The sequence below is a fragment of the Streptomyces sp. NPDC060027 genome (assembly GCF_042737005.1).
GTDB lineage: Bacteria > Actinomycetota > Actinomycetes > Streptomycetales > Streptomycetaceae > Streptomyces.
Genome location: NZ_JBHWVI010000060.1, coordinates 1 through 16,910, shown reverse-complemented (window position 1 = coordinate 16,910; position 16,910 = coordinate 1). Strand labels below are relative to the sequence as shown.

The window sequence follows — 16,910 nt, the reverse complement described above, 5'->3', positions numbered from 1 at the left end:
GGGGAGGGCGCGGCATCGGCGTACGAACGTCAGGCGAGCTTCGCCGACAGGGTGATCGTCGTGCCGGTCAGGGCCTGGCTGACCGGGCAGTTCTTCTTGGCGTCCTCGGCCGCCGCGACGAAGCCGTCGTTGTCGAGGCCCGGCACCGTGCCCTCGACCGTGAGGTGGATGCCGGTGATGCCCTCGCCGGGCTGGAAGGTGACATCGGCGTTGGTGAGGAGCTTGGTGGGCGGGGTGCCGGCACCCGCGAGGGCGTGCGACAGCGCCATGGAGAAGCAGCTGGAGTGGGCGGCCGCGATCAGCTCCTCGGGGCTGGTCTTGCCGTTCGCGTCCTGGGCCCGCGACGCCCACGTCACCGGCTGCTGGCCGATGCCGGAGGAGTCGAAGGTGACGACGCCGTTGCCCTCGAGCAGGTTGCCTTCCCACACAGTGTGTGCGGTGCGCGTGGTTGCCACGATGATTCCTTTCGGGTGTGGTCCCGTTGCCGGGGTCCGTGTCTCCCATCCGATCACACCTGGGCCCGGTGCACCCAACCCTCCGGGGGCGACCTGCCGGGTCATGTCCGGGATTTCCCCGACGAGGCCCGGAAAGAGGCCTGCTGACGGACCGTCGCCGGGGCTCACCGCACCCGGAAGACCGGTCCGCGCGCGGTGAACGGGAGCCGTGCGTCCTGCGGGATCAGATAGGCGTGCTCGCGCCGCACCCGCAGCACGTCGCAGTATCCGTCCGTGATCACCAGGACGGGCGCGCCCGGCGGGAAGTCGTCGGCGCGGTGCAGCAGGTCGATGCCCGGCTGCAGCACGGTGCCGCCGCGCCCGCGCACCCGTACGCGTCCGGCGATCTCGGTGACCTGCAGATAGCCCGCGTCGTGCGGCGCGGCGTCGCAGAAGACGACCCGGGCCGCGGGTACGTCCCTGGCCTCGGCGTAGGAGGCAATGGCGCCCAGGGCCTTGCCGAGCAGGGTGCGGTCCATGGAGCCGGAAGTGTCGAGCACGACGCCGAAGGTGCAGCGGGCGATCTCCTCGGGCGGGAACCAGCGCCCCGCGCGCGGGATGTCGGGGGTGGCCGCCTGCCGGCGCGACGGACGCGCGTACGACCGCAGGGGTTCGGGACGGGGCACGAACTCGTCGAACCAGCGGGCCAATCGGGCGTCCCAGGGCAGCGGCGGCTGGCTGAGCGCGCGGATCTCCTCGACGAGGCCGCCGGGCAGGAAGCCGCGCTCCTGCCGCTGGTGCAGGTCGAGGCCCCGGGCCAGGCCGCGGCGGTAGAACTCGTCGAGGTCGACGTAGTCGCGCGGCGAGCCGAGCGGGCCGCCGAGGATGTCGCCCGCTCCCTTGCCCCGCAGCGTCGCGAGGCGGCGCATCCGGCGCAGATCGCCCGCGATCCGGTCGTACACCTCCTCGGCCGACAGGTCCTTCAGTTCCGGGTCGTACAGCAGCCCCTCGGGCATGGTGCCGATCTGCATCTCGCACAGCCAGCCGTTGATCACATAGTCGGCGGCGATGTTGAAGAGGTACGGGTCCCGGGCGCCGCAGCGGTCGCCGTGGCGCAGGGCGGCGTGCAGCATCTCGTGGGCGAGGACGAACCGCCATTCCTCGTCGCTGAAGGCGCGCAGCGGGTTGATGTAGATCTCGGCCGCCCCGGTGTCGACGGCGGCGACGGAGATGTCGTGGGCGCGGGCCAGTTCGGCGTCGGCGACGAGGGTGATGCCGGCCGCGACGCCGCCGAGCAGCGGGTAGGAGGAGACGAACCAGCTCAGCGCCCGCTCCCAGGGCTGGAGCAGGGTGGGCCCTCCGCGCATGGACGCGCGCCGGCCGCCCGCCATGTCCATCGCGGTGGCCATGGTGCGGGTCAGGGCGTGCGCGAAGGCCACCTGCCAGTCGGGCGGCGTGCCGCCGTTCCAGGTCCTCCAGGGCACCAGCAGCTGGTCCGGGGCGCCGCCCGCCGTACCGCAGTGCTCGTACAGGGGCGGGATGCCGTCGCGGCGCCAGCTCGCGGCGAGCCGCTCCTCGTCGCCGTCGGGGTAGGCGTCCGGGAGGTTCTCCGGGGTCAGGCCCACCGGGAAGCCGAGCAGGAAGCGGTTCACGACCACGCAGCGCGCGGCGAGGTCGAAGGGGTCCGGCTGCTCGCGCTCCCCGACCGCGGCCGGGACATGGCCGAAGCCCAGGTGGATGACGGCGTGCGCCACGGCCCAGGCCCAGGCCGCCGGTTCGGCGCGGCGGGTGGGGTCGACGTGCAGGACCCCGTCGGAGTCGACCGCGACCAGTCCGTTGCGGGGAGCGCCCGCGCACTTCTCCTGCCGGCAGACGCTGAAGCCGATCGCGGCCAGCGCCCGGTTCGCCCGCACCAGCCGCATCCCCTCGGCGAACGCCTCGGCGGCGGGGTCGGGTCCGGCCTTGGCGTCGGTCTTGCGGGCACGGCTCATCGCGCGGCCCCGGTGGCCGGGCCGACCGCCGCCTCCGGGGGCATGTCCCTGAGCACGGTCACCGGCGCGCCTCCACCAGGCGCGGCATGTCCCGGGCCGCCTCCACCAGGAACCACGCGGGCAGGACGGGATTTCCGTCGGCGTCGGACGCGATGACGCTCTGGGCGACCTCGACGGAGATCTCGGCGAGCTGCACGAGGAGGGACTTGGCGCGGTACGCGGTCTGGCGCGCGGTCGCCGAGAGGTGCTCCTTGCTCGCGGGCAGCTCCTTGAGGAGCCGGCCGCGGAAGGACTCCGCGAGGTAGTAGAGGAGGTCGCGGTCCTCCATGCGGGAGGGCCAGCGGGCGTCGCCCTTGATGATGGCCTCGATGCCGAACCGGCTGCGCACGATCTTGACGTACCCGCAGAAGGCGACCGCGTGCGCGGGCGTCAGCGTGCCGTGGGCGATCACCTTCAGGGTGTCCTCGTCGACCGCCGGCCCGAAGGAGCCCAGCGCGTCGGAGAGCATGTGCCAGGAGCGCGGCGTGGAGAACGGCTCCTCCGTCTTCGGCGGCTTGGACCACAGGTGGTCGGGCCGGTCGGTGAGGTGGTCCAGCACCCAGGGGTGGATGCCGTTCGCGGCCGCCCAGGCGAGCCAGTCCTTCGGGGAGGCCTCCAGGTGGACGTGCGTGAGGCGGTTGACCAGCGCGGAGGCGATCGGGCGGGCCAGCGCGTTGTCCGTGGCACGGTTGCCCGCGCCGATCACGATGGAGCCCTTGGGCAGTTCGTAGTTGCCGATCCGGCGGTCCAGGATCAGCGAGTAGAAGGCCTTCTGCACATCGGGGGTCGCCGCGTTCAGCTCGTCCAGGAACAGGCAGTACGGCTCGTCCCGGGCGATCGCCTCCGGCGGGCAGAAGACGGACCGGCCGTCGCGGATCTGCGGCACGCCGATCAGGTCCTCCGGCGCCAGCTGTGTACCCAGCAGGCTCACACACTCCAGCCCGAGCGATTCGGCGAACTCCCTGACGAGGGAGGACTTCCCGATGCCGGGAGCGCCCCAGAGGAAGACCGGCCGCACGGTGGCGAGACCGAGCAGCAGCTCCGGAATACGGGCAGGGGTGACGGTGGCGGCTGCCTGCACAGGCGAGCTCCTTGGGCGTGTTCGAGAGGGGGCGCGCAGGGGCGCGGCGTCCGATGCGCACAGTGTGGGCCCGCTGGTTCGTTCACCGCAGCCCATTTTCCGGCGCACGCGCTGCCGCCGTACCGCCGCGACCTTCGGTACGGACAGCCCACGGGCTCGCCCGGGCGGCACGCCCGGCTCCTCATACTCCCGCCGGGCACGCCGAGTTCCCTCATATTCCCGCCGGACGCCGGGTTCCCTCATCCCCCGCCGGGTACGCCGAGTTCCCTCGTCCCCCCGCCGAACGCGCCGAGTTCCCTCATCCCTCAGCCGGGCACGCCGAGTCCATGCGCGACCGTGCCCGAGCGGTGGGCGGGTCGAGCCGGGTCCGGGCTCAGGCGGCGCGCTCGTCCGGGACGGTCCCCAGCGGTATCTGGGGACCGTCGCACTCGCGCAGCCAGCGCCGTAGTACGTCGTGCACCCGCTCGGCGCCGACGAGTTCGGTGGCCTCGCCGACGGGTGCGGACAGGGCCGCCGGGGAGAGCAGGAAGGGCCGCCCCTGGGCGCCGCCGAGCCCGCCGTGCGAGCCGATCTGCTCCTCGAAGGCGAGGACTTCGCCGTCGTCCGGGTCGTACCAGGAGTTGACCATGATGTCGGCCGTGTGCGGGAAGGAGTGCGTCCGCCGCACGGCGTCGGCGGCGCCGGGGCCGAAGTCGGCCAGGGGGCCCGGGTGTTCGTCGTCGAGGCGGTCCACCGGCGCCTCGGCGCCGTGCGCGCCGAGCACGAGGCCGCCGTGCTCCTCGCTGCGGACCAGCAGGAAGCCGACGCCGGGGTGGTTGGCGAGCGTGGACAGCAGCGCGGGGTGGCGGCGGTCGATCTCCTCCCGGCTCATCCGGTGCGGCACGTCGGGGAACGAGACGAGACCGAGGTTGCCGGAGGCGAGGACGATGGGCTCGGAGCGGCGCCCCGACGGCCGGCGCCGCTCCTCGCGCTCCTCGACGGGCCTGCGCAGCGCGGCTCGTACGGCGGTCCGCGCCTCGGCACCGCTGTGGGTGCGCTGTGCCTTGCGGGGCACGGGCAGCCCGCAGCCGGCCCGGACCAGATTGCCGAGGCTGAGTCCGTAGCGGGTCAGGAAGGTCTCGCCCGGGCTCTGGCCGTGGTCGGAGAGCACGACGATCCGGTACGGCCGCGGGGCGTGCTCGGCGACCTTCTCGATCAGCGCGAGCGACCGGTCGAGCCGCTCCAGGATCTTCTCGGCGTCCCGGCTCCGCGGCCCGGAGTGGTGGGCCACTTCGTCGTACGCCACCAGGTCCGCGTAGACCGCGTTGCGCCCGGCGAGCATGTCGCCGATCACCGCGGCGACCACGACGTCCCGCTCGACGACGGTCGCGAAGGCGCGGACGAACGGGTAGAGCCCGCCGCGCTTGACGCGGGGCCGTCGCTGCTTGAGGCGGGCCGCGGTGGACTGGCCCATCTCCCTGAAGACCTCGGCGGTGAACGACATCGCCGTGCGCACGGCGTTGGCGGGATCGGAGAAGTACGCGAAGTAGCCGGCCCGCGAGCGGTTGTCCCGCCCCCTTCTCGCGGCCACGGACAGCACGAGGGCGAGCTCGTCGGCACCGCCGCTGAAGAGGTTGCCGCGGCTCGCGCCGTCGGCGGTGAGCAGTCCCCCGTCACCGGTGCGCCCGACGGCCCGGCGCTGGAGTTCGGCGGCGCTGGTCGGCCGGTTGCAGACCATGACCTCCTGAGTGTCCTTCTCGTACCACCGGAAGGCCGGGACGTCGTGGTTGCTGCCGTGCAGGATGCCCAGCTGGCTGGCGCCGGTCTGGCTGGACCAGTCCGTGCGCCACGCGATGAGCCGGTGGGTGGGACGGGTTCCGTCCAGCCATCGGGCCGCGGTCGGCATCAGCCCCTTGCCGATCGCCTCCCGCAGCACGTCGTGCCCGACGCCGTCGAGCTGGAGGAAGACGGCAGCGGGGGTCGAGGGCCCGGGCCGCCCCTCGGCGCGCCTGCGGCGCCGGTCGGCGAGCCGGTAGAGCCGGCGCCGGTACGCGTCGTCGTCCCGTACCGCGAGGGCGCCGCCGGTGGCCGAGGCGACGGCGGACATCACCGCGGCCACGACCACGGCGGTCTCGGGGGCGGCCTCACCGTGCCCGGAGGGGTTGAGCCGCAGGGCGAGGAGCAGCAGCGAGCCGTTGAGGAAGAAGACGAGCAGGGCGAGCACGTAGGCGGGGACCAGCAGCAGCGCCCGGACGAGCAGGGGCCACACCAGCGACGACAGGAGGCCGAAGACGCCCGCGCCGGCCGCCGCGGTGACCGCGATCCGCGTCGCGCTGTCCCCGGTGTCCGACTGCAGCTGGAAATCGGGCAGCGCACCGGCGAGGACGAGCATCGTGACGGTGGACACGGCCCACACCGTGATGCTCCGACCCACCGCGCTGGCGACCCGTCGCCAACGTCCTCCGTCCACGCCCAGCCCACCTCACGTCCCGGCCCGCCCGGTCCGCGCGGCCTGCTCCCACCCTGTCACAACGGCCGGACAGGCCAGGATGTCCCCGTAGGTCGCGTGGAAGTCCGCCGGGAACCCCTCACGGAGTCCCGGGGCGAGAGGTCAACGGCCGTCGTATCCGGCCGTCGGCATCGACAGCCGGCGGTGGACCCGAGCCTTCATCTGGGCGTCGTACGACGGTTCGGCACTGCCCACTGTCTCGACGCGCACACCGCGGCGCACGCACTCGGCGGTGAACTCCTCGACCGAGGCGAGGGCGCGCTCCAGCACCCGGCGGCTGGGCGCGACGAACAGATCCACGAGGCCGGCCTCGACGTCCGCCCACAGGCTGCGGTGGTCAGGGCGCAGACCACGTACGAGGAGTTCCCGGGTCACCACATAGCCGCGCTCGGCGGCCCAGCGGGCACACATCGCGTGCTGGCTGCGGGAGTCGACGAGGAAGGGGTCCTCGTCGAGTTCCTCCAGGGGGGTCAGGCTCGCGATCGCCATGACGCGGAGCGACGGGGGGCGCGGCGCCTGGCCGCTCCGCTCGTGCGAGCGCTTGAGGGCGTGCGTGCCGGAGGCAGCGCGTGCGTCTCCCATGGCGTCCCCCTCACCTCCGGGTTTCGCCGCCGACCCTACTCCTGCCCGTAGGCTCGGGGGGAGTCGCGCGAAGGAGGCAAAGAGGTGCCGGTGGAGATCACCTGGTGGGGGCACGCCACCTGCACGCTGGAGGACTCCGGGACACGCGTGCTCACCGATCCGCTCTTCGCGCGCCGGCTCGCGCATCTGCGGCGCAGGCGCGGGGCGCCGCCCCCTCCCCCGGCGGCGGTCGCCGACGTGGCGCTCGTCTCCCATCTGCACGCCGACCATCTGCACCTGCCGTCGCTGGCGAAGCTGGCTCCGGGCACCCGGGTGCTGGTGCCGCGGGGCGCCGCGCGCTCGGTCCCCGGGCTGCGGCGGCTGGATCATCTGCGGCTCACCGAGGTCGCGCCCGGCGATCGCACCCGGGTCGGTGACCTGGTCGTACGCACGGTGTCGGCACGCCACGACGGACGGCGGCTACCGGTCGGACCGCACCGCTCCCCCGCCGTGGGGTACGTGGTGGAGGGCGAGGCGCGGACGTACTTCGCCGGGGACACGGGGCTGTTCGCGTCGATGGCCGAGGAGGTCGGTGCGGTCGACGTGGCCCTGCTGCCGGTGGGCGGCTGGGGGCCGTATCTCGGGGAGGGGCATCTCGACGCGGGACGTGCCGCCGAGGCGCTGGCCGCGTTGCTGCCGCGCAGCGCTGTGCCGGTGCACTACGGCACGTTCTGGCCCATCGGGATGGATGCCGTGCGCCCCCATGAATTCCATGCGCCGGGTGCGGAGTTCGTGCGCCTGGCGGCCGAGCGTGCGCCCCGGGTGACGGTGCACCTGCTGGAGCACGGCGAGAGTGTGCGTCCGGAGGCCGCTCGGTGATGGCCTGGCCCGCCGCGGGAGCGGTGGCTCCCTCTCTCCTGTCGGCCAAGGGCACCGCCCCGGCGTTGTTCCTGTCCGCCACGGCCACGACCGTGCCGCCGGAGTCCACCCAGCAGGCGATCGGGTATCCGTCCCTGTTCCTGCTGGTGCTGATCGGCGCGCTGGTACCGGTGGTGCCGACGGGCGCGCTGGTGAGTTCGGCGGCGGTGGTGGCTTTCCACCAGGCGGCGCCCCTCGCGCTGCTGATGGTGTTCCTGGTGTCCTCGGTGGCGGCTTTCATCGGCGACATGTCGCTCTACTGGCTCGGCCGGCGCGGCATGGGCTCCAAGAACGGATCGCGCTGGCTGGAGGCGATCCGGGTGCGTGCCCCCGAGGACCGGCTCGCCCGGGCCCAGGAGAAGCTCGCCGACCACGGCATCGCCGTCCTCGTCCTGTCCCGTCTCGTGCCGGCGGGCCGCATCCCGGTGATGCTGGCCTGTCTGATGGCGAAGATGCCGCTGCGTACCTTCGCCCGCGGGGACGTTCCGGCGTGTCTCGCGTGGGCGGCCACCTACCAGGTCATCGGCATCCTCGGCGGCTCCCTCTTCAGTGAGCCGTGGGAGGGCGTGGTGGCGGCGGTGGCGCTGACCCTCGCGATCAGCGCGGCGCCGAGTGTGTGGCGCAGGATCCGCCGGACGACACCCTCGTAGGGACGCGGTCGCCTCACCCGGCTCATGGGCGCGACGGCTCCGCCTCAGGGGGCCCGACGACGGCTCCTCCTCAGGGGACGCCGCGGGGGGGGGGGGGGGGGGGACGCGACGACGGCTCCGCCACAGGGGACGGGCCCCGGCCGGCCCCCCGCGGCGCGCGCGCCCGCCGCCCCCGCCGCCGGCGCCCCGCCCCCCGCCGCCCGCCCGCCCCCCCCGCCACGCGACGACGGCTCCGCCTCAGGGGACGGGACGCCGCGCCGCGAAGGGACGCGATGCCCGCGCCGCGAAAGGACCGGACGCCCGCGCCGCAAGGGGACGGGGACGGGATGCCCACGCCCGCGAGGAGACGCGGTCACTCCAGTACCCGCGAAGCCCCCACCGCCAGATCCCACAGGTCCTCCCGTGCCAGGCCCGCCCGCTCCCAGGCGGCCCGCACCCGCCGCAGGGGCTCGAGGACCGGTTCCGCCGAGAGCACGAACGTGCCCCAGTGCATCGGCGCCATCCGCCGCGCGTTCAGGTCGACGGTCGCCCGCACCGCCTCTTCCGGGTCGCAGTGCACATCGCTCAGCCACCACCGGGGGTCGTACGCGCCGATCGGCAGGAGGGCGAGGTCGATCCCCGGGTGGCGCTGCCCGATGCGGGAGAACCAGTGGCCGTACCCCGTGTCGCCCGCGAAGTACACGCGCTGCCCCTCGGGCGCCGTGAGGACCCAGCCACCCCACAGGGTGCGGCAGGTGTCGGTGAGGCTGCGCTTGGACCAGTGGTGGGCGGGTACGAAGTCGAAGCGGACGCCGTCCAGTTCGGCCGCCTCCCACCAGTCCAGCTCGGTGACCCGGGTGAACCGGCGCCGCCTGAACCAGCGTCCGAGTCCCGCGGGCACGAACACCGGTGTGTCGCGCGGAAGTCGGCGCAGGGTCGGTGCGTCCAGATGGTCGTAGTGGTTGTGGCTGATGACGACCGCGTCGACACGCGGCAGCGTGCTCCAGGCCACGCCGACCGGGGTGATCCGGGCCGGGGTGCCGATGATCCTGCGGGACCAGACCGGATCGGTGAGGACGGTGAGCCCGCCGATCCCGATCACCCAACTCGCGTGCCCCGCCCAGGAGACGGCGACGGTGCGGGCGTCCACGCGGGGCAGCGGTCCCGGCTCGAAGGGCAGCAGCGGGATGTCGGCGAGCCCCTCGTCGCCGGGCCGCAGGGCGCCCTCGCGGGCGAACCGCGCGAAGGCCCGCAGCCCCGGCAGGGGCGCGGTAAGCCGGTCGACGAAGGACCGGGGCCAGCTACGCCGCTCGCCGAGCGGGCGGGGCTCGGCGAGGGGAGGAGGCGGAAGGACGGCGGGAGGAGGCGGAAGGACGGTGGGGTGTCCCGGTGCCGGGGCGGGCGGGGGCGCGGGATCGTCGGTGTCCTGTGTCGTCGTGCTCCCGGTCGACTCGGACTGCTGCGTCATCGAGGAGACTCCCATCGCTGAGCGTCGTCGCGGAGATCGTCGAAGACCGACCCCAACCGGGTCAACGCGCCGTGTACATGCGGCAGTTCCAGTGGCGCCGGGGAGGCGAGGGATTCCTCCCGCTCCTCGTCCGTGGAGCCGAGCAGCGGCCCGGTGCCGAGGCGGACGCGGAGCGCGGCGAGGTCGTCGCCGAACCGGTGTCCGCCCGGCGCGGGCATGCCGAGCCGGGCGGAGAGGAAGTCCTCCAGGTCCTGGGCGTCGCCGACGCCGTGCGCGCCGAGGGCGGTACGGAGCGGGCCGAGGTCGACGTACAGGTGTCTCCCGATCTGCGGGGGCCGCGCGACGGCACCGGAGCCGGTCACCGCGCGGTGGGCGGCTTCGGCCACCCGCGCGTGCAGGCGTACGGCGGCGGTGAGCCGCCCGGTGATCCCGGCGGGCTCGCCGAGCGCGTACGCGGCGGCCGCGGCGACCGGTTCGGCGACGCGCGCGCCGAGCACGGTGAGGACATCGAGGACTCGGGAGCGCAGAAGGGCACCCGACTCGTTGCCGGGGAAGCGGGCGACGGCGGCCGGCCAGCCCTGCGGCAGGAAGGGGCCCGCGAGGTCCGTGATCACGGTGACGTCGTCGGGAAGCATCTCGGCGGGGCTGAGCAGCACGGTGTCGTGCGGCCGGTGCAGGGTGTCGCGCCAGGTCTCGTCGCTGACGATGTGCAGACCCTCGCCCGCGGCGGCCTCCACGGTCTCGTGCACCACCTCGGGCGGTGCGACGGTGGCGGTGGGGTCGTCGGCCACGGACAGCAGGAGCAGACGCGGGTCGCCGCCCTCCGCCCGGACTCTGCGGACGGTCTCCAGAAGGGCGTACGGATCGGGGACGCCGCCGCACTCCGCGGGCGTCGCCACATGGAACACGGATCTGCCCAGCAGGCGTGCCTGAGGCCCCCACCACGCGGCGCACGGACGGGGCACGAGGACGTCGCCGCCGAGCGCTCCGGTCAGGGCCAGCAGCAGCGCGGGGGCTCCGGGGGCGGCCACCACCCGGTCGGCCGCGGCGGACAGTCCGCGCCGGGTCCAGTAGCCGCGGGCGGCGTCGAGGAGCGCGGGGCCGCCGCCGAAGAGCTCGGCGTCGGAGCGGTCCGCCGCGGCGGCCAGTACGGAGCGGAGTTCCGGCAGGACGGGCAGGCCCTGGTCGGGCAGCGGCGGCCCGTACCGGACCGGTCCGTGGCCTTCCGGGGCCGTCCGCCGCATACCTGCCTCCGCACCGTGCGTACTGCCGTGCCCTGTTCCGGAGCCTGCCTGTCCGTACGGTTCCGGGTACTTCCGTGCCCTCGTACAGCTCACCTCGCGCGGCTGACCCTCCCGCGCCGTCGGCCTCTCAGTACCCAGAGGCATACCGTCCCATAAGTGCTCTCAGAGTGCTCCGGGAAGTGCTCCGGGGATCGCGACCGTCACGTCGTCATCCGTCGCACTCTCGTCCTCCGTCGCACTCTCGATCGTCACGGTGCCGCCCCGCCGCTCTACCCGTGCCGTTGGCGGAGCCGGAGGACGGCCGCGCCCACGGCCCCGGCGATCAGCACACCACCGGCGACCAGAGCCGGCACGGAATCGGTGAAGACACCGCCCTCACCGGCTTCCACACCGCGCTGGACGGCGGGCGGATGCTCGCCGGTACCGGCGTCCGTGCCGGCGTCCGTGCCGGCGTCGGTGCCGGTCCCGCTGTCGGTGCCGTGCGTCGCCGTGGCGCCCCGGGCCACGGCGTACGAGGCGGTCCACTGTTTCCCGTGGCCTCCCGGCGGCGCGGGACAGACGCCTTCCACGTCCCATCGCGACGCGCCACCGGCATCCTGGGTGAGCTTGTCCGGGCCCACCGTGCCAGGACCGACCGTCTCCGGGCCCACCGTGTCGGGGCCCACCGTGTCCGGGCCCACCGTGTCGGGGCCCACCTCATTCGGACCGACAGTGTCCGGACCCAAGTCGTCCGGGCCCACCGTCTCCGGCCCCACGGCATCGGGGGCCATCGGATCGGGAACTCCGGGGTCGGGAACTCCGGGATCGGGGACCACCGGATCGGGGACGACCGGCTCTCCGGCCGGCGGAGCCTGTGCAGCGGCGTCGGGCGCGAGCGTGTCCGGGCTCCCGGGTGCCGGGCTCGCCGCTCCCCCGCGGACGGTGCCGGGATTCTTGGCGTCGGAGGAAGCCGCCGTGCCGGGGCCCGTGTCGTCGGAACCGCGCCCCGCGTCGGACCCCGTCCCCGCGGAGTCGCCGGCCGTGCCGGGAGCTTCGCCCGACACGCCCGACGGGATGCGGGCCGTGCCGCGATAGGCGGCGGCACCCGCGGCGCTCGCGTCGGCGCCCTCGACGCGATGCAGCTGGACCTTGCCGTTCTCGAAGCCCTGGGAACTGGCGTCGATGACGTCGGGCAGGGTTCCCCCGATCGCGTCACAGGTGACCGTGATGGTGAGGGTGCCGCCGGGTTCGACGGAGCCCGGACTGACCTCCGCCGCCGGATCCGCCGACACTGCCGACGCGGCGGCGCCCAGGGCTGCGCCGGCCAGGGCGGTGGCGTACAGGACTCGGGCGGTACGGCGCATGAGCGGGGCTCCTTCGGCGGGCTGCGGTCCGAGAGCCACGGCCGTCGTGTCCCTCGGGCCCATCAGAGCCCGCCGGGCCGCCGGGCGCGAACGGCCGGGCACCATTCGCGGGAAACAGGGGCCCGAGCGGGTGACATCGCCGGCGGGGCGGCGGCCGATCCCCGGGGACGGCATCCGGCGCCTCCCTCGGTACGAGGTCCACGGCCCAGCCCGTACGACACCCACCGCCCGTTCCGTACGACACCCACCGCTCAGCCCGTACGACACCCCCTGCTCACCAGGTACGACGGCCACCACTCAGCCCGTACGACACCCACCGCTCACCAGGTACGACGACCACCGTGGCCGGGCACATACGACAGCTGCCGCCGCCGGTCCGCTGGATACCACGGCGGCTCTTCCCTCCCCCTCCCGCTCCCCTCATGCGGTCGGCGGGACCAACTCCCGCTCCAGTCCTTGTCCCCGCTTGTCCACGACGGCCGCGGCGACGTCGGACAGCTTGCGGTTGGTGCCCTGGGAGATCCGGCGCAGGACCGCGAAGGCCCGGTCCGCGTCGCACCCCAGGGCGTGCATCACCATGCCGCACGCCTGGTCGATGACGGGCCGGGAGCGCAGCGCGGCGCCCAACTGGCCGAGTTCGGTGAGCGCGGCGCGGTAGGAGCGGTCGCGGACCAGGCAGGTCGCCGCATGGTCGCCGAGCACGCGGGCGGCTCCGTGCGAGACCCCTTCGAGCGCGCCGGGCCGGAAGCTGTAGAGGCTGAGCGTGACGGTCAGCCCGGCGCGGCGAAAGGGAATGGTCACGCTGGAGCGCACGCCCGCGTCGAGGGCCATGGCCCGGTACCCGGGCCAGCGCTCCTCGGCCAGCAGGTCCGCCGAGTCGACGGGTTCACCGCGTTCCAGGGCGGCCGGGATCGGCCCGTCGCCGGAGCGCAGTTGCACCGAGACGAGTCCGGCGAGGTCGGGGTGGGTCACCGCGGCGGGCTGTTCGGTGCCGCCCCGGGACACCACGCTGCTCGCGCCGCAGCAGTCGGTGACGCAGCGCGTGGCCTGTTCGGCGAGTTCCGAGAGCCTTCTCCCGGGGAGGGCCGACTCGGGTGACTCCGTTCCCAGATGGCCGAGTTGATCGGTTTCCGGCATGGCTGACTCCTCCTCCCTCCCCCGCCTTCCCGCCCATCCGCACCGAAAACGAGCGCTCTCGCCCGGGCCGGAACGGAATGCCCCCACCTGCGCCGGAACACGTCCTGCGGTGTGCACCCCCGCCAGCCCTGGCACACCTCGGCCGGGTTACGTTCATCGCATGGCGCTGACGGACGAATTCGGTGAAGAACTCGCGGATTTCGTGCGCCGCGTCTCGGAGTTGAAGGCGGCGCGTTCCGTGCCCGCCCGGGAACTGCCGACGGTCCTCGATGCGGCGATTTTCGAACTCGACCATGTCGCCGAGCAGTTGTGGCCCGCGTTCCAGCGGATGTCCGCGGCCGGTCCCTCCGGGATCGACTCCGTGGACCGGCAGGAGCAGCAGCTCCTGAAGGCGCTCTTCCAGCGGGTGCCGGTGCCGGTCGTGCTGGTGGACCGCGAGACCGTGGTGCGCCGGATGAACTTCGCGGCCACCTCGTTCACCGGTCTCCGGGCCGGTTACGCCACCGGCCGGCCGCTGACCGGGTTCCTGGCGCACGCCGACCGGGCCGCGTTCCGCTCGCAGGCGGCGGCGGTGGCCCGCGGCGAGGGCGACCGCGGGCTCACCGTGCGTCTCCAGCAGGAGCCGTCGGTGCCCGTGCGGGCGACACTCACCGCGCTGCGGCCCAGCGGGGAGCCGCGGACCGCCGTACTGGTGGTGCTCCAGCCGGTGGACGAGGGAAGCCCGTCGGATTCCCCGGGGCACTCGGGGGACTCGGGAGACCCGGGGCCAGGTACACCGGGGCGGGCGGCGCCGAGTCTCTCCGCGACCACCCGGCACGTGGAGCTGATGGACCTGGTGGACGCCATGACCACGGCGCTGCTCGGCCGTCCGGACGGGGACCGTTCAGCGGTGCTGGACCGGGCGGCAGGGGTGCTGCACGGGCGGTTCGCGGACTGGGTGGTGGCCGACGCCGGTGCCGGACCGGGGCGGCTGTCCCGTACGGCCGTGCTCGGGCCGCCCGGGTGCGGCGAGGAGGTGGCGGCCGTGGCCGCGCAGGATCCCGCCGCGTGCCCCCTCGTCGCCGAGGCGGTACGCGGCGGGTCCACGGTTCTGCGGGTACGTCCGGACGACCCGGACGCCTTCGGACACGACGCCTCGGGCGCCCCGGTCCTCGTCCGCGCCGACGTGACGTCCGTGCTGTGTGTGCCACTGCCCGGCGCATCCGGTTCCGTACGCGGGGTGGTGACGCTGTTCAGGAGCGGCGGCCGGCTCGCCTTCTCGATGGCCGAGGCGCAGGCGATGGACTTGATGTCCCGTCATATCGCCCTGAGGCTCGCGTGGTCGGACTGATCCGACGGGCGTCCGGGTGACCACCCGGTCGGGCCGATCGGCCGTCCCTCAGGCCGCGTCGCGCATGATCTGGTCGCGCAGCCGGGTGCAGCAGCGGCTGATGAGGCGGGAGACGTGCATCTGGGAGATGCCCAGCTCGTCGGCGATCCGGCTCTGGGTCATGTCACTGAAGAACCGCATGTAGAGAATGGCGCGTTCCCGCTCGGGCAGTGCTTGGAGCCGGGGCTTGACGGCCTCGCGGTCGATGACGGTGTCGAGGGCCGGATCGGGCGAACCGAGGGCGTCGCTGAGGGAGTATCCGTCGTCGCTGCCCGGCAGTTCGGCGTCCAGGGAGAGCGCGGTGAAGCTCTCCAGCGCCTCAAGGCCCGCGAGGACGTCCTCCTCGCTCATCCGGGCGTGCTCCGCGATCTCGGCGACGGTGGGCCGGCGGCCCGGAATGGTCTGCGACAGGTCCTGGCTCGCGAACCGGACCCGGTTGCGCAGGTCCTGGACCCGGCGCGGCACGTGCAGGGTCCACATGTGGTCACGGAAGTGGCGCTTGATCTCGCCGGTGATCGTCGGCACCGCGTAGCTCTCGAAGGCGTTGCCGAGCTCGGGGTCGTAGCGGTCGACGGCCTTGACCAGACCGAGCGCCGCGACCTGACGAAGATCCTCGGAGCTCTCGCCGCGGTTGCGGAACCGCCCCGCGAGCCGTTCGGCCATCGGCAGCCAGGACTCGACGATCTCCTCACGGAGTGCGTCGCGCTGCTGGCCCGGGGGGAGCGTGGCGAGCCTGCGGAATGCCTCCACGGTGTCGGGGGCGTCGTCGTGCGGATGGTGCGTCGCGCTCGCTTGAGTTCGCATGGTGCGTCGCAACTCCCTTGATGGTGCCTGGTGATGGACAGTCATCGTGGGAGCGCACCCGAGCGTCGGACGGGTACACCCGTGGCGCGGAGCGCCGCTCCCACGGACGTGCCTCCTGTCCGAAGCACTGCAACTGCGTCTGCCCCGCGCCCTGCGGGACAAACACCACCCGATTCCCCCGGTTCTTCCTGAAGGGACCGCCCTGGGGCGTGCGCGCGCAGCTTGGCCGGAGACACCGGTGACGTCACCGGCGCGGGCCGTCACCGAGGACGGCAGACGGCTCACGGCTCACGGAAGGTGCGCGGTCGGCCGCGCGCGCCGCGTTCGCCGACGGCCGGCAGGAGTGGGCTCGGCGCGCCGAGCCGGGCGGCGCGTGCCCTCAGGGGCGCCGTCCGACCAGGCAGAGCAGCTTCGTCTGGACGTCGGCGCCGGGCGGCGGTTCCTCCGGGGCCGCGAAGAGCCCGCTCTTCTCCAGCTCCGCCGCGTGCGGGGTGACCTCGCGCACCGCGAAGGTCAGCAGGTCGGCGGGGAGTTGTTCGTCTGCGCCGATGGCACGCGACAGGTCCCACGTGTGGACGGCGAGGTCGGTGACCAGCTGCGCGCAGTAGTCGGCCGCCTGCATGTCGCCGAACGACAGATGGACCGTGCGGTCGAGCGCGCCCGGCTCCGCGAACACGGCGCGGGAGGCGTCGGACACGGTGTCCCAGGCGGCGACCGGGTCGGGGCCGAGGAGGTCGCCCGCCAGGGCGCCGCCGACCGAGTCGACGGTGTCGCCGTCCCGGACCAGCGCGGGCACCCACGCCTGCTCGGAGACGAGATGGCCGACCAGGTCGCGCACGCTCCAGGCGGTGCACGGCGTGGGGGCGTCCCACTGGTCGTCGCGGACGGCGTGGACGCGGCGGCCGAAGAGGTCCAGGGCCTCCGCCTGCCGGGTCAGGATCGGATTCGGCTCGGCCGGATGCGGATCCGTCATGCCGGCGGCACCCCCGCGGGTCCGCGGTCCCGGGCCCCGTCGCGGGTACGGCCCGCCGAGACGGGCCGGCGCGGGTGACGGCGCAGATACTCGCCCTCCAGCTGGGCCATGCGCACGTTGTGGGTGTGCAGCGCGTCGTTCGAACCGTGCAGCAGCGTGTCGTGGCGGGTGCGGTGGATGGCCTCCAGCTCTTTCATCAGCTGCTGGTCGTCCAGCCGGTCCGGGTCGACTCCGGTCATGGTGCTACCCCGCTCGTCGTGGCCGTCGGTGCGGTCCGGGCACCCGCCCGGGCAAGCCCTGCGCCGACCGGCGTCCGTGGGAGCCATGGATTGAGACCTACTCCCACCACTCTACGAACATCCGGGGTGCCGGGCCTCCCCGGGACGCCCGGGATGCCGGGGTGGCCCGGGGTGCCTGGGGAAGCTCGGGAG

At 74.0% G+C, this 16,910-nt stretch carries 15 protein-coding genes; 3 read left to right on the top strand and 12 right to left on the bottom strand.

Going from position 1 to position 16,910, the window contains the following annotated elements; all coding sequences use genetic code 11:
• Positions 1–29: 29 nt before the first annotated feature.
• The 5 genes from ACFWBT_RS17545 to ACFWBT_RS17525 all read right to left on the bottom strand — a co-directional run bounded on the left by ACFWBT_RS17545 (position 30) and on the right by ACFWBT_RS17525 (position 6,615).
• A complete protein-coding gene (locus ACFWBT_RS17545; protein WP_261705012.1) occupies positions 30–455 on the bottom strand; it encodes an OsmC family protein in 426 nt (141 codons plus the stop codon).
• Positions 456–619: 164 nt separating this feature from the next.
• Positions 620–2,425 (bottom strand): hypothetical protein, encoded by a 1,806-nt coding sequence (locus ACFWBT_RS17540; RefSeq protein WP_385701024.1) that lies wholly within the window; start codon positions 2,423–2,425, stop codon positions 620–622.
• A gap of 58 nt (positions 2,426–2,483) precedes the next feature.
• Positions 2,484–3,545, bottom strand: a complete 1,062-nt coding sequence (locus ACFWBT_RS17535) for an ATP-binding protein (RefSeq protein WP_385701020.1) — start codon at positions 3,543–3,545, stop codon at positions 2,484–2,486.
• A gap of 373 nt (positions 3,546–3,918) precedes the next feature.
• Positions 3,919–5,916: an alkaline phosphatase family protein gene (locus ACFWBT_RS17530; RefSeq protein WP_385701073.1), complete on the bottom strand. Its 1,998-nt coding sequence runs from the start codon at positions 5,914–5,916 to the stop codon at positions 3,919–3,921.
• 219 nt (positions 5,917–6,135) lie between these two features.
• Positions 6,136–6,615 (bottom strand): hypothetical protein, encoded by a 480-nt coding sequence (locus tag ACFWBT_RS17525; protein WP_385701017.1) that lies wholly within the window; start codon positions 6,613–6,615, stop codon positions 6,136–6,138.
• Positions 6,616–6,699: 84 nt separating this feature from the next.
• Here ACFWBT_RS17525 and ACFWBT_RS17520 point away from each other — a divergent pair, with 84 nt between their 5' ends.
• On the top strand, positions 6,700–7,473 hold the full coding sequence (locus ACFWBT_RS17520; protein WP_385701014.1) for an MBL fold metallo-hydrolase: 774 nt from the start codon (positions 6,700–6,702) through the stop codon (positions 7,471–7,473).
• A complete protein-coding gene (locus tag ACFWBT_RS17515; protein ID WP_385701011.1) occupies positions 7,473–8,162 on the top strand; it encodes a DedA family protein in 690 nt (229 codons plus the stop codon). Before ACFWBT_RS17520 ends, ACFWBT_RS17515 begins: the two co-directional genes overlap by 1 nt.
• Before the next feature lie 352 nt (positions 8,163–8,514).
• Here ACFWBT_RS17515 and ACFWBT_RS17510 read toward each other — a convergent pair whose 3' ends face one another.
• The 4 genes from ACFWBT_RS17510 to ACFWBT_RS17495 form a co-directional block, all read right to left on the bottom strand.
• Complete coding sequence (locus tag ACFWBT_RS17510; protein WP_385701009.1) at positions 8,515–9,609, bottom strand: MBL fold metallo-hydrolase; 1,095 nt, start codon at positions 9,607–9,609, stop codon at positions 8,515–8,517.
• Positions 9,606–10,853: an aminotransferase class I/II-fold pyridoxal phosphate-dependent enzyme gene (locus ACFWBT_RS17505; protein ID WP_385701006.1), complete on the bottom strand. Its 1,248-nt coding sequence runs from the start codon at positions 10,851–10,853 to the stop codon at positions 9,606–9,608. The genes ACFWBT_RS17510 and ACFWBT_RS17505 overlap by 4 nt, the downstream gene beginning before the upstream one ends.
• A 269-nt stretch (positions 10,854–11,122) precedes the next feature.
• Positions 11,123–12,196: a hypothetical protein gene (locus ACFWBT_RS17500; protein ID WP_385701004.1), complete on the bottom strand. Its 1,074-nt coding sequence runs from the start codon at positions 12,194–12,196 to the stop codon at positions 11,123–11,125.
• A gap of 420 nt (positions 12,197–12,616) precedes the next feature.
• Entirely contained in the window at positions 12,617–13,333 is a 717-nt protein-coding gene (locus ACFWBT_RS17495) for an ANTAR domain-containing response regulator (RefSeq protein WP_385701001.1), read from the bottom strand.
• 160 nt (positions 13,334–13,493) lie between these two features.
• On the opposite strand from ACFWBT_RS17495, the gene ACFWBT_RS17490 reads away from it, so the two are divergent.
• Positions 13,494–14,663 (top strand): PAS domain-containing protein, encoded by a 1,170-nt coding sequence (locus tag ACFWBT_RS17490; RefSeq protein WP_385701000.1) that lies wholly within the window; start codon positions 13,494–13,496, stop codon positions 14,661–14,663.
• A 48-nt stretch (positions 14,664–14,711) separates the two neighbouring features.
• Here ACFWBT_RS17490 and ACFWBT_RS17485 read toward each other — a convergent pair whose 3' ends face one another.
• The 3 genes from ACFWBT_RS17485 to ACFWBT_RS17475 form a co-directional block, all read right to left on the bottom strand.
• Positions 14,712–15,506: an RNA polymerase sigma factor SigF gene (locus tag ACFWBT_RS17485; protein ID WP_385700997.1), complete on the bottom strand. Its 795-nt coding sequence runs from the start codon at positions 15,504–15,506 to the stop codon at positions 14,712–14,714.
• Positions 15,507–15,885: 379 nt separating this feature from the next.
• A complete protein-coding gene (locus ACFWBT_RS17480) occupies positions 15,886–16,479 on the bottom strand; it encodes a TIGR03086 family metal-binding protein (protein ID WP_385700995.1) in 594 nt (197 codons plus the stop codon).
• Positions 16,476–16,718: a DUF6158 family protein gene (locus ACFWBT_RS17475; protein WP_385700992.1), complete on the bottom strand. Its 243-nt coding sequence runs from the start codon at positions 16,716–16,718 to the stop codon at positions 16,476–16,478. The genes ACFWBT_RS17480 and ACFWBT_RS17475 overlap by 4 nt, the downstream gene beginning before the upstream one ends.
• Positions 16,719–16,910 lie beyond the last annotated feature (192 nt).